This is a genomic window from Nonomuraea thailandensis (assembly GCF_024172165.1).
Taxonomy (GTDB): Bacteria; Actinomycetota; Actinomycetes; order Streptosporangiales; family Streptosporangiaceae; genus Nonomuraea; species Nonomuraea thailandensis.
In genome coordinates this window covers 7406278-7419257 of sequence record NZ_JAMZEB010000002.1, presented here as the reverse complement: position 1 = coordinate 7419257, position 12980 = coordinate 7406278, and the positions used below count along the sequence as shown (strand labels likewise).

Sequence of the window (12980 nt, the reverse complement as noted above, 5' to 3'; positions counted from 1 at the left end):
GCCGGGCCGCTGGGCGAGGCCGCACCGGCCGAGCGGGTGGACGCCCTGCTCGTGGCGCTGGCCGGCTACTGGACGCGCACCGCCGCCGTGCCCGGCCCGCCGCACGCCCCGCACCTGCGGGAGCGGCGCGAGCGGTCGCGGCGGGCCACGCTCGGCCGGCTGCGCAGCCGCTGGGGATGATCAGTCGCGGCGCACGCTCTCCAGCACGTCCGAGCGGGACGTGATGAGGTTGTGGCCGCCGGGGCTGAAGGAGTTGACGAACAGGCGGCTGCCGCCGGGCAGGGCGGCCAGCCGGAAGATCAGGTCGCGGGCGAGGATGCGCCACCGGTTCGAGGGCGCGAGCCAGTGGATGGACCGCCGCCCGAAGTCCTGCACCTCGGCAACGGCCGGGGCCATCCGCGCCTGGTAACGGGCGAGGGCGCCGGCCAGGCCCCCGGGCGGCTCATCGGCGCCGGCCAGGCTCCCGGGCGTCTCGTCGGCGTCGGCCAGGCTCTCCGGCGCGTCGCGCGCCGTGGTCAGCTCGTCGGCCAGCACCCAGGCCGCCGCCATCGCCATGCTCGCCCCGTGACCGGCGAACAACGACACGGCCTGGCAGGCGTCGCCCAGGAGCACCGTCCGGCCGTTGTGCCAGCGCTCCATCTCCACCTGCGTCACCAGGTCGTAGTAGAGCCCGGCGGGCCCGGGGACGCGCTCCAGCACCGAGGGCAGGATCCAGCCGAGCCCGCCGAAGTGGCGGCGCAGGGCGGCGGCCGGGTCGGCGGGCAGGGCGGGGTCCGGCTCGCGGCGCAGGAACAGCAGGGCGAGCCGGTCGTCGCGCAGCGCGTACGCGCCGGCCATCAGGCCCGGCTCGGTGAGCATCTGGTAACGCGTCCCGACCCGGCGGCTCAGCTCCGCGTCCCGCACGAGGAAGGCCGCCACCTGGTGCCCGAGATAGCGCGGCGCGACCTCGCCGAAGGCCAGCGCCCGCACCCGGGAGCGGGCCCCGTCGGCGCCCACGAGCAGGTCCGCCTCGCGTGTGGTGCCGTCGGTCAGCCGCACGGTCACTCCGTCCGCGTGCCGCTCGGCGCTCTCGACGGTGGCGCCGTACGTGACGGGCGCGCGTACGCCGTCGGCGATGGCCCGCGCCAGGTCGCCCCGCAGCAGGCTGAACACGTTCTCCAGCCCCGAGCTCAGCTTGAGGTGGCTGGTCCGCCGCCCGTCGCGGCCGACGTAGCTGAGCTCTTCGACGGGGTAACGGTCGCGCAGGAGCCGTGGCCGCAGCCCCATGCGGTCGGCGACCTGCAGACCGGGACCGTAGAAGTCGATCATGTAACCGCCGTCGCGGAACGCCGGCGCCCGCTCGACCAGCTCCACCTCCCATCCGGCGCGTTCGAGATGCCAGGCCAGCGTCAGGCCGGCGATGCCGGCGCCGCAGACGACGATCCTCACGGTGCTCCCTTCCCGAGCATGGCCCGCAGCAGCCCGCCCAGCGCGGCCGGGTCGAGGCCGGGGTCGAGGGCGCGGTGCAGCATGATCCCGTCGACCGACGCCGCCAGCATCGCCGCCGCCGCGACCGGATCTCCCCGGTAACCCCGCTCGACCAGCCAGGACGCCACCGCGGCGCGGAACCGGCCGACCTGCTGCCCGAGCCCGTCGCGCAGCTCGGGCAGCCGGGTGGCGGCCAGGAACATCTCGACCACCAGCAGCGAGGCCGGATCGGTGCCGCTGTAGCGCGACAGCTCGCCGAGCAGCCAGTCGACCGCCTCGCCGACGTCCTGCCGCGCGGTCAGCTCCGTGGCGAGCACGTCGAGCAGGCCGGCGGTGAAGCCGAGGCCGGCGGCGGTGAGCAGGTCCGTGACCGAGGCGAAGTGGTAGTGCACCACGCCGGGGGCGACCCCGGCCCGTTCGGCGACCATCCGGGTGGTGACGCCGCCCCAGCCGACCTCGGGGACGAGGGCGACGGCGGCGTCGAGCAACCGCTGGCGGGTGGCCTTGCCGCGTTCGGCGGAGACGTGGGCCATGTTCTCCTCTTGGGCATTCGACTTGGGCAACTGTCCAAATGCTAGCTCATGCCGGAGCGCGGCACGTGCGGGGCGGGGAACGCGGTGGTCAGCCGCCGACGTGGATGCCCGGGCGGCGGCCCGGCTCGGGCTCGGCGGCGCGGACGATCTCGCGTACGACCGGAGCCGTGTCACCGCGCCCCAGGATGAGGTAGCGGAACATGTGCATCAGCGGCGCCCCCTCCGCCCACTCGAAGTAGCAGTGCGGCCGCACTCCGGTGGCGTCGCGCAGGGCGAGCAGGATCGCGGCGATGGCGTTCGGCGCCGCGGGGCTCTCCGCGCGCAGCACCCGGTGCCCGTTCACGTCCACCCCGTGCACCCGCAGCACGTTGCTGAACTCCGAGGGGTCGATGACGTCGATCTCCAGGAACAGCACGTCGGCCCGGCCCGGCACCGGGTTCATGCCGCGCTGCTCGGCCTCCTTGAGCTCGTACTCGGCCTTGTCGCCGCGCTGGCGGCGGTTGGCGATCAGGTTGAGCTGCCTGTCGTGGGCGAGCGAGTCGGTCACGAACCGCCGCGCGGCCTCGTCGAACTCGATCCGCTCGGCCCGCAGCTCCGTCGTCCGCGACACCCGCGAGATCAGCGAGATGACGATGATCCCGAGGATGAAGAAGGCCGAGATGGTGATGCCGTCGGGCTTCTCCCTGATGTTCTCCACCAGCGCGTACAGCAGGACGAGGCTCAGCACGGTGAACCCGGCCACGGCCCGGCGCTGTCGCCTGCGGACGGCGGAGATGGTCACCGCGACCGCCCCGGAGACCATCATGGCCAGGATGCCGGTCGCGTACGCGCCGGCCTGGGCGTCCACGTCGGCGTCGAAGGCGATGGTGAGCACGACGCAGACGAGCGTGTAGACCAGCACCACGGGACGCACGGCCCGGCCCCACTCGGGCGCCATGCCGTAGCCGGGCAGGTACCGCGGCACGATGTTGATCAGCCCGGCCATCGCGGAGGCGCCGGCGAACCACAGGATGAGGATGGTGCTGATGTCGTACACGGTGCCGAACATCTCGCCGAGCCGCTCGTGCGCCAGGTACGCCAGCGCCCTGCCGTTCGCCGCCCCGCCGGGCCTGAACTCCTCGGCCGGGATGAGCACGGTGGTCACGAAGCTGGTCGCGATCAGGTAGACGCTCATGATGAGGGCGGCCACGGTCAGCAGCTTGCGCGTGTTGCCGATGCGCGAGCCCAGCCGTTCCGCCGCGGTGGCGCCCCTGGCCTCGACCAGCGGCATCATGCTGACCCCCGTCTCGAACCCGGACAGGCCCAGCACCAGCAGCGGGAAGGCGAGGATCGCGGGCCCGATGACGCCCCCGATCCCGCCGCGCCCCTCGAACAGCGCGTCCGTCCAGGTGGCGAGCGCGTCGGGCGAGGAGAACACCTCGGAGAGCCCCACGGCGACGACCACGGCGTTGAGCCCGAGGAAGATCGCCACCAGCGGGATGGCGACCCCGACCGCCTCGGTGAAGCCGAGCAGGAACACCCCGCCGAGCACCAGCAGCAGCACCACGGTGAGCGCGACCTCGTGGCCGTGCAGGAAGCTCGGGAAGAACGGGTTCTCCACGACGTGCACCGACGCGTCGGCCGCCGACAGCGTGATCGTGATGATCCACGACGTGGCCACGAACCCCAGCAGCACCAGCACGAACAGCTTGCCCCGCCAGAACGGCAGCAGCCGCTCCAGCATGGCCACCGACCCCTGCCCGTGCGGGCTCTCCTTGGCCACCCGCCGGTACATCGGCAGCATGCCCAGCAGCGTCAGCGCCACGATCAGCAGCGTGGCCAGCGGCGAGAGCGCCCCGGCCGCCGTCGCGGCGATGGCGGGCAGGTAGGCCAGCGTCGAGAAGTAGTCGACGCCGGTCAGGCACATGACCTTCCACCACGCCTGCGGCGTGGCGTGCCCCTCGGCCGTCTCGGGGCCGACGGGCTGCACCTGGTGCTTCAGCAGCCACCGCAGCACGCCGCCGGCCGGCGGCGCGGCCCGGCCGGGGGTCTCCACCACTTCGGGGACGGCCAGTCCGCCGCCGCTACCGTTCACCGGATCTCCCTCTCGTCGTGAACGGTGTATCACCTTAGTGAGCGGTAAATGGGTTGCTACGCCGGGAGTGGCTCTGGTGTCCTGTCCCCAGTTCGGACGAGCCGAAGGAGCAGGAAGATGCGGGCAACTGTCGTGTCCCACGAGACAGAAGGAGTCAGCCAATCAGAGGACATGACGTTCGGTGCGAATGCTCAATTTGGGGATTTTGGCGCATGTAGACGCCGGTAAGACCAGCCTGACCGAGCGGCTGCTGCACGCCGCCGGAGTGATCGACGAGGTCGGCAGCGTCGATGAGGGCAACACCCAGACCGACTCGCTGGCCCTGGAGCGCCAGCGCGGCATCACCATCAAGTCCGCGGTCGTGTCCTTCGCCATCGGCGGCACCACGGTCAACCTGATCGACACGCCCGGCCACCCCGACTTCATCGCCGAGGTCGAGCGGGTGCTCAGCGTGCTCGACGGCGCCGTCCTGGTGGTCTCCGCGGTGGAGGGCGTGCAGGCGCAGACCCGCGTGCTCATGCGTACGCTGCGCCGCCTCGGCCTGCCCACGCTCATCTTCGTCAACAAGATCGACCGCCGTGGCGCGCGGTACGACGGCGTGCTGCGCGAGATCACGGCCAGGCTGTCTCCCGGGGCGATCGCCATGGGCGCGACCACCGGCCTGGGCACGCCGGCCGCCGCCTTCACCCCGTTCGACGGTCAGGCCGACTTCGCCACGAGCCTGGTGGACGTGCTCGCCGCCCAGGAGGACGAGGTGCTGGCCGCGTACGTGCACGACGAGGACTCCCTGACCTGGTCCCGGCTGCGCGCCGAGCTCGTCGCCCAGACCGGGCGGGCGCTGGCGCATCCGGTGTTCTTCGGCTCGGCCATCACGGGGGCCGGCGTGCGGGAGCTGATGGCGGGCATCGAGGAGCTGCTGCCCGCCGCCCAGGGCGATCCGGAGGGGCCGGTGTCGGGGACCGTCTTCAAGGTCGAGCGGGGGCCTGCGGGGGAGAAGGTCGCCTACGCGCGGATGTTCGGCGGCACGCTGCGCACCCGCGACCGGCTGAGCTTCGGCCCCGGCCGGGCGGGCAAGGTCACGGCGATCAGCGTCTTCGACGGCGGCACGTCGGCGCGGCGGCAGGAGGTGCCGGCGGGCCGCATCGCCCGCCTCTGGGGCCTGGCCGACGTCCGCATCGGCGACACCGTCGGCCACCCCCACGCGGGGCCGCGTCCCGGGCGCGCCGCACCAGGCCCGAGCGGGCCGGAGCCGCACTTCGCGCCGCCCACCCTGGAGACGGTCGTGGTGCCGCGCCGCCCCGCCGACAGGGGAGCGCTGCACCTGGCGCTCACCCAGCTCGCCGAGCAGGACCCGCTGATCGACCTGCGCCAGGACGACCTGCGCCAGGAGGTGTCGGTCTCCCTCTACGGCGAGGTCCAGAAGGAGGTCATCCAGGCCACCCTCGCCACCGACTTCGGCCTCGACGTCACCTTCCGCGAGACCACCACGATCTGCGTCGAACGCCCCCGCGGCACCGGCGCCGCCGTGGAGCTGATCGCCGTGGCGCCCAACCCGTTCCTCGCCACCGTCGGCCTGCGCGTCGAGCCCGGGCCGGTCGGCGGCGGGGTGCGGTTCCGGCTGGAGGTGGAGCTGGGCTCGCTGCCGTACGCGTTCATGCGCACGATCGAGGAGACCGTGCACGAGACCCTCAAGCAGGGCCTGCACGGCTGGGAGGTCGTGGACTGCGTGGTCACGCTGACCCACTCCGGCTACTACGCCAGGCAGAGCCACGCGCACGGCAGCTTCGACAAGAGCATGTCGAGCACCGCCGGCGACTTCCGCAACCTGGTCCCGCTGGTGCTGATGACCGCGCTGCGGCGGGCGGGCACCACGGTGTACGAGCCGCTGCACCGCTTCCGCCTGGAGCTGCCGCCCGACACGCTGGGCCCGCTGCTGCCCGTGCTGGCCGGGCTGGGCGCGATCCCGCGCACCCGGCTGTCGTCCGTGGTGGAGGGGGAGATCCCCGCTGCCCGGGTGCACGGGCTGGAGCAGCGGCTGCCGGGGCTGACCAGGGGCGAGGGCGTGCTGGAGTGCGACTTCGACCGGTACGAGCCCGTACGCGGCCCGGTCCCCGAGCGCCCGCGCACCGACCACAACCCGCTCGACAGGAAGGAGTACCTGCTGCACGTGGTCCGGCGGGTCTAACCGCCGTCCCTGTCGGAGTCGGCGGCGAAGACGATGGCGCCCACGTAGCCGTCGCCGTCCTGGGCGACCTTCATCAGCATGCCGTCCCCGTAGATGGTGTCGCCGTCGTTGAACGTGTCGCGGCCGGTGCGCCCGGAGTAGGGCGCCTTGGCCATGACCACGCTGTTCAGGCTCTCGTCGAACATGATCTGCGTGGTCAGCACGCGCTCGTTGCTGACGTGCACCATGGCGTGGATGTGGATGGTGCGGCCCCGGTACCAGCCCGGCCAGATGGTGGTGAACTCGACGATGCCCTCGGCGTTGGTGACCTGCGCGCCGCGCAGGTAACGCTGGTCGTCCGTGGGCTGCAGGTCCATCGAGCCGCCGCCCTCGCCGCCTCCGCCCGGCCCTCCGCCGGGCGGGGCGCCCGTGGGCCGGCCGCTGGGAGGCGGGTTGCCGCCGCCGCCCGTGGACAGCGACTCGGCGCCCGAGTAGAGCCCGGCCGCGTCGCAGTGCCAGATCTCGACGACGGCGTTCTTCAGCGGCTCGCACGTCTCGCTGTCCTGCACCTTGATCGCGACTCGCAGCCGCACGCCCTGCCGGTCCTCGCGGATGTCGCCGCGCACCTTGTCGGCGTCGAAGTAGTACGGGCCCTGCGTGGTCGTGGCGGTCAGCTCGCAGGTGCCCGCACCCTCGAAGAGCGCGGCCAGGTCACCGCTCGTGGCCGTGGTGGCCTGCGGCGTCACGGTCGCGCCCGTGGACGTGGTGACGGCCGACGTGCCCGAGCCGGAGCAGGCCGCCACCAGGGTGCCGAGCCCGATCGAGCTGATGCCCGCGAACAGGCGCCGGCGGCTGACCCGCTGGCCTTCGTGGTCGTGTCCCACTGAGAATCCTCCGGTGTGTCCCGATTTGCTTGGGACCACACCGTAGGCCGGGGCCTCTTACCCGTGCCTGTGCCGAGCATGAAGTTCTCGTGAGGAACAGAAGATCCATCTAGTGCGGCTTGCCGGGGTCGGCGGACAGGACGATGACCGCGAGGAAGCCGTCGCCGTCCTCGGTGACGTGCGTCAGCATGCCGTCCTCGTGGACGGGGTCGTTGCCGTTGAACGTGTCGCGCTGCTGCTGGTGCCCCTGGTAGGGCGGCAGTGCCAGCACCTTCCTGTTGTACGCCTCGTCGAACATGAGCTCGGTGCACAGCGCCCGGTCCCCGTCCACGACCACCATCACGTGGATGTGCACGGTGCGGCCCGGGTACCAGCCCGGCCAGATGGTGGTGAACCTGACGACGCCGTCGGGCCCGGCGACCTGGGCGCCTCGCAGGTAGCGGCTGCCGTCCGACGGCCGCATGTCGGTGAACTTCTCGCCGGCGTTGATCGTGATCTTGCCGCCTCCGCTGCCGCTCAGCGCGTCGCGCGACTCCGCCTCGGCGCCCGAGTAGAGCCCGGCCGCGTCGCAGTGCCAGATCTCGACCACCGATCCCGGCAGTGGCCGGCACGTCTCGCCGTCCTGCACCTTGATCGCCAGGCGCAGCCGCACGCCGGGCCGGTCCTCGCGGATGTCGCTGCGCAGCGCGCGCGTCTCGAAGTAGTAGGGGCCCTGCTGCGTGCCGCGCGTCAGCGTGCAGGTCCGGGCCTCGGCGAACAGCGCGTCGGCCTTGGCGTACGTGTCGGGCTCGGACGTGGCGTGCGCGCCGGCGGTGAACAGGCCGCCGAGCCCGAGCGAGCCGAACCCGGTGATCATCCGCCGGCGGCTGAACCGCCGGCCCTCGTGATCGTGTCCCACGGAAGATCCTCAAAGGTCAGGAGCTACTTCTCGGAACATCTCACGATCGGAAGGATTTTCCGCGCAGGCAGGAGGTCGTGTCGGAGTCACCGAAAGCCTTTTCGGTTGATATCGAACTGTAACCAAGCGTCCGCTAGCTGATCAGCAGTCGGTGGTTTCCATCCTCGCACGTCAGGGTTCGTGCAGCGGGTTGCAACAGGTGATTGACAGCCCTCAGGTGGCCGGTCTACTTTCCCGAAAACCTTTTAGGTTGTCCCGAGTCATCAATGTTAACGCTCACATTCCGTAAGGGGCGAACACATGAGACGACGATGGGCGGCAGCCATCGCCGCGGCACTCCTGCTCCTCCTCACCGACGCCCGGCCCGCGCTGGCGGGCGCGCCGATCACCACCGCGATCTACACGGCCGACCCGGCCGCGCTGGTCGTGGGCGACACCCTGTACCTCTACACCGGCCACGACGAGGCCCCGACCGGCGGCACGAACTTCGTCATGCGCGACTGGCACGTCTTCAGCTCCACCGACGCCACCACCTTCACCGACCAGGGCGCGAAGCTGGCGATCTCGAACTTCTCCTGGGCGGGCGCCGACGCCTGGGCCAGCGAGGTCGAGCGCGGCGCCGACGGCCGCTACTACTGGTACACCTCCATCAACGGCAACGGCCCCGGCTGGATGAACATCGGCGTGGCCGTCGGCAACAGCCCCACGGGCCCGTTCACCGACGCCATCGGCGGCCCGCTGATCAGCGACAGCACCCCGAACTCCTCCCCGCTCAACATCGACCCCACCGTCTTCACCGACGACGACGGCCAGGTCTACATGTACTGGGGCTCCTACTACGGCCTGCGCGCCGTCCGGCTCAACGCCTCCATGACCTCGACCGTCGGCTCGGTGATCACCCCGAGCGGCGTGTCGAACTTCTGGGAGGCGCCCTGGATGTTCAAGCGCAACGGCGTCTACTACCTGGCCTACGCCGCCAACGACTCGGGTTGCTCCCAGCCCGGCTACGCGTGCGTGCGCTACGCCACCGCGAGCAACCCACTGGGCCCGTGGACGCACCGCGGCGTCGTGCTCGACCAGGTCAGCTCGACCACGAACCACCCGGCGATCATCGAGTTCAAGGGCCAGTGGTACATGGTCTACCACAACGCCGCCGCCCCCGGCGGAGGCGACTTCCGCCGCTCGGTGACCATCGACCAGCTCTCCTTCAACGCCGACGGCACCATGCAGAAGGTCGTCCAGACCGGCGGCCCCACCACCCCCGGCAACCTGGCCGCCAGCGCCACCCCGTCCACCTCGTACGTCTCACCGTGGGAGACCCTCGGCGCGATCAAGGACGGCTACACCCCCGCCAACTCGCAGGACCACAGCCACGGCGCCTACGGCAACTGGAACCACCAGGGCACCGAGTGGATCGAGTACCAGTGGCCCACCGCCCGGACGATCTCCCGGTCCGAGGTCTACTGGTTCGACGACAACCTGGGGATCGACCTGCCGGCCTCCTGCCAGGTGCAGTACTGGAACGGCAGCGCCTACGTCAACGTGCCCGGCTCGTCGGGCTGCGGCGTGGCGGCCAACGCCTTCAACACCACGACGTTCACCCCCGTCAGCACGACCCGCCTGCGCCTGAACATCACCTCCAGATCCGGCTACTCGACCGGCGTGCTCGAATGGAGAGCCTTCTCATGAGGCGTGCCCTCTTAGCCCTGCTCCTCGTCGCGGGCCTGGTCACGGCCCCCGCCGCGTACGCCGACCAGACCATCGGCTACCCCGCCTTCAACGGCCCGGCCGTCCCGGCGGCGCCGGGCACGTACACGACCGGCGACTACATGCGGGCCATCTACGACGCCGAGAGCTCCGGCACCGACTTCTGGGTGGACCGCCTGCTGGCCCGCCCCGGCAACGACCCGGCGGGCACCTGGCTCATGACGCGCGGCCGGGCGCTGTTCATGAAGACGCACACGCCCGGCACGCTCGGCTTCGCCGGGCAGGCCGCGTACTGGGAGAGCATCAGCAACAACAACGCCTTCACCGTCGCGCTGACCCCCGGCACGTTCACCGAGCAGGTCGCCTCCCGCTGGCAGGCGCCCAGCCACTGGAAGAGCCGTCACACCAGCGGCTCCATCACGGTCAACCAGACGAAGTTCATCACCGACCACAACGTGGCCGTGGCCAACCTGGCCATCACCAACGGCGGCTCCGCCTCCACCACGCTGCAACTGCGGGCCACCTCGCCGTACGCGACCAGCGGCAGCGGCAGCGAGCTGACCGGCCAGGTGAACGCCTACAACAACCTCACCACCCTCTACCCCCGGCTCACCTGCGACGGCTGCGCGGTCTCCAGCGGCGGCCTCAACCGCTCGCTGACGATCGCCGCGGGCGCCACGGTGACGGTCAAGGTGGTCATGGGCTTCGTCGCCAACGAGCTCCCGGCCTCCCGCACCGAGTACGACGCCTACGCCGGCTACTCGGCCGCCACCGCGTTCGCCACCCACGTGCGCGCCTACAACCGCTGGTGGGCCGACAACGTGCCCTACATCGACGTGCCCGAGCCGGCCATCAAGAAGAACATCTACTACCGCTGGTGGCTGATGCGCTTCAACCACCTCGACGCCGACATCCCCGGGCAGACCTTCCAGTTCCCCACCTCCAGCGAGGGCGTGCTGGGCTACAACAACGCGATCGCGCTGACTCAGCCCATGCACATCGACGACCTGAAGTACCTGCGCAACCCGATCTACTCCTACGGCGACTGGCTGAGCGTCGGCCAGACCAGCAAGAACGGCCGCTTCCTCGACAACCCGGGCGACCCGGAGAACTGGTCGAACAGCTACACGCAGTACATCGGCGAGGCGGCCTGGAAGAGCTACCAGATCCACGGCGGCCAGCCGGCCATCGCCGCCAACCTGGCCCGCTACGCCGAGCAGGACGTCAAGGGGCAGCTCGCCTACTACGACACGGACAACAACAAGCTCATCGAGTACGACTGGGGCGCCCTGACCGGCAACGACGCCGACGCCGTGTCGTTCCACTGGAAGCCGGGCCGCATGGACCGGGCCGAGGCCGCCTACCAGTACAGCGGCGCGCTGGCCGCCGCGCAGGCGTACGAGGCCGTCGGCAACACCGCCAAGGCCACCGAGCTGCGCACCCTGGCCACCCAGATCCAGAACGCCATCGTCAGCGTGTTGTGGAACCCCAGCAGGCAGCTCTTCGAGCACCGGCTGAAGTCCACCAACGAATGGGTGCCGTGGAAGGAGATCAACAACTACTACCCGTTCGCCGTCGGCGCGATCCCCAACACCGCCACCTACAAGCAGGCGCTGCGCCTGTTCGACGACCCGGCGCAGTACCCGATCTTCCCCTTCTACACCGCCAACCAGGCCGACAAGGCGGCCTCCGGCACCGGCAGCAACAACTTCTCCACGATCAACTCCACCGTGCAGTTCCGTCTGCTCTCCTCGGTGCTGCGCAACTACCCCAACGAGTGGATCGACCCGACCTGGTACAAGAAGCTGCTCTACTGGAACGCCTGGGCGCAGTACGTGGGCGGCAACACCCAGTGGCCCGACGCCAACGAGTTCTGGGCCGACTGGAACGGCTCCTCGATCACCTACCGCTCCTGGATCCACCACAACATCCTGGGCAGCAGCAACTGGACCGTCGTCGAGGACGTCGCCGGGCTGCGGCCGCGCAACGACGCCAAGGTGGAGCTCTCGCCGATCAACATCGGCTGGTCCCACTTCACCGTCAACAACCTGCGCTACCGCAACGCCGACCTGACCATCGTCTGGGACGACCCGGCCGACGGCGTCGTGCGCTACCCCGGCGTGCCCGAGGGCTACTCGATCTACGTCAACGGCAGCCGCGCCGCCACCGTGTCGACGCTGGTGCCGTTCACGTGGGACCCGGCCACCGGCGCGGTGACCACCACCGGGACCGTCACCCACAACGTCGCCGTCGCGGGTCTGCAGGCCCCGGCCCAGGTCAGCCACACCAGCGCCCGCATGGTCGACATGCTGGCCAAGGCCGGCGTCGACCTCACCGCCAACCTGGCGAACCTGGCCGCCGGCGCCACCGCCACGGCCTCCACCACCGCCTCGGGCAGCTCCACCGCGGGCGCCGTGGACGGCTACTCCATCAACGAGCCCTTCTGGGGCGGCACCACCGCCGGCCAGGACTGGTACGAGCTCAACTTCGGCACCGCCCGCACCCTCAACGAGGTGCGGCTGCACTTCAAGGACAGCCGCCCGGCCAGCACCACCTACCGGGCCCCGGCCTCCTACGACGTGCAGTACCACAACGGCAGCGCCTGGGTCAGCGTGCCCTCCCAGGCCAAGACCCCGGCCGCGCCACGCGCCAACTACAACGTGGTGCAGTTCCCCGCCGTCACCGCGCAGCGGGTGCGGGTGCTGGCCACGGCCGCCTCCGGCGCCAGGACCGGACTCACCGAGATCAAGGTGCACAACCGGGGCGGCGTGCAGCCGCCGTCGAACCTGGCGGCGTCGGCCACGGCGAGCGCGTCCTACACCTCCTCCTGGGAGAGCGTGGCCGCGGTCAACGACGGCATCGACCCGCCCTCCTCCAACGACACCGTCAACCCGCGCTGGGGCTGCTGGCCGGAGACCGGCCAGCAGTGGGTGGACCTGACCTGGTCCTCGGCCCGCACGCTCAACCGGGCCGAGGTGTACTTCTTCGACGACGACCAGGGCATCGACATGCCCGCCTCGTGGAAGCTGCAGTACTGGAACGGCAGCGCGTACGTGGACGTGCCCGGCGCGTCGGCGTACTCGCTGACCAAGAACGGCTACAACTCCGTCACCTTCACCGCCACGAGCACCACCCGCCTGCGGGTGCTGCTCACCGGGAACGGCACCAGCTCCGTCGGCCTGCTGGAGGTCAAGGCCTACGGAAGCTGAGCGACTGAGGGATCCGCGCCCGAGCTTGACGTCACCCACGGCTC

General features: G+C 71.0%; 9 protein-coding genes. 4 read left to right on the top strand and 5 right to left on the bottom strand.

Annotated features, from left to right (window positions below; genetic code table 11):
• Positions 1-36: 36 nt before the first annotated feature.
• The gene (locus HD597_RS37775) at positions 37-180 is read left to right on the top strand and encodes a hypothetical protein (RefSeq protein ID WP_253748685.1); all 144 of its coding nucleotides are present in this window, start codon (positions 37-39) and stop codon (positions 178-180) included.
• Here HD597_RS37775 and HD597_RS37770 read toward each other — a convergent pair whose 3' ends face one another.
• The 3 genes from HD597_RS37770 to HD597_RS37760 are packed head-to-tail and all read right to left on the bottom strand — an operon-like array spanning position 181 to position 4074.
• Positions 181-1428 (bottom strand): FAD-dependent oxidoreductase, encoded by a 1248-nt coding sequence (locus tag HD597_RS37770; protein WP_253748683.1) that lies wholly within the window; start codon positions 1426-1428, stop codon positions 181-183.
• Positions 1425-2030, bottom strand: a complete 606-nt coding sequence (locus HD597_RS37765; protein ID WP_253748681.1) for a TetR/AcrR family transcriptional regulator — start codon at positions 2028-2030, stop codon at positions 1425-1427. The genes HD597_RS37770 and HD597_RS37765 overlap by 4 nt, the downstream gene beginning before the upstream one ends.
• A gap of 58 nt (positions 2031-2088) precedes the next feature.
• Positions 2089-4074: an APC family permease gene (locus HD597_RS37760; RefSeq protein WP_253748679.1), complete on the bottom strand. Its 1986-nt coding sequence runs from the start codon at positions 4072-4074 to the stop codon at positions 2089-2091.
• Between the two features lie 187 nt (positions 4075-4261).
• On the opposite strand from HD597_RS37760, the gene HD597_RS37755 reads away from it, so the two are divergent.
• Positions 4262-6259, top strand: coding sequence for a GTP-binding protein (locus HD597_RS37755; RefSeq protein WP_253748677.1), 1998 nt, complete (start codon positions 4262-4264; stop codon positions 6257-6259).
• On the opposite strand, the gene HD597_RS37750 is transcribed toward HD597_RS37755, so the two are convergent.
• The gene (locus HD597_RS37750; RefSeq protein WP_253748675.1) at positions 6256-7122 is read right to left on the bottom strand and encodes a peptidase associated/transthyretin-like domain-containing protein; all 867 of its coding nucleotides are present in this window, start codon (positions 7120-7122) and stop codon (positions 6256-6258) included. The two genes, HD597_RS37755 and HD597_RS37750, sit on opposite strands and share 4 nt — an antisense overlap.
• 109 nt (positions 7123-7231) lie before the next feature.
• On the bottom strand, positions 7232-8020 hold the full coding sequence (locus HD597_RS37745; RefSeq protein ID WP_253748673.1) for a dioxygenase family protein: 789 nt from the start codon (positions 8018-8020) through the stop codon (positions 7232-7234).
• 300 nt (positions 8021-8320) lie between these two features.
• Here HD597_RS37745 and HD597_RS37740 point away from each other — a divergent pair, with 300 nt between their 5' ends.
• Together HD597_RS37740 and HD597_RS37735 are read left to right on the top strand one after the other, a co-directional pair.
• The gene (locus HD597_RS37740; RefSeq protein ID WP_253748671.1) at positions 8321-9709 is read left to right on the top strand and encodes a glycoside hydrolase family 43 protein; all 1389 of its coding nucleotides are present in this window, start codon (positions 8321-8323) and stop codon (positions 9707-9709) included.
• Positions 9706-12936 (top strand): MGH1-like glycoside hydrolase domain-containing protein, encoded by a 3231-nt coding sequence (locus HD597_RS37735; RefSeq protein ID WP_253748669.1) that lies wholly within the window; start codon positions 9706-9708, stop codon positions 12934-12936. Before HD597_RS37740 ends, HD597_RS37735 begins: the two co-directional genes overlap by 4 nt.
• Positions 12937-12980 lie beyond the last annotated feature (44 nt).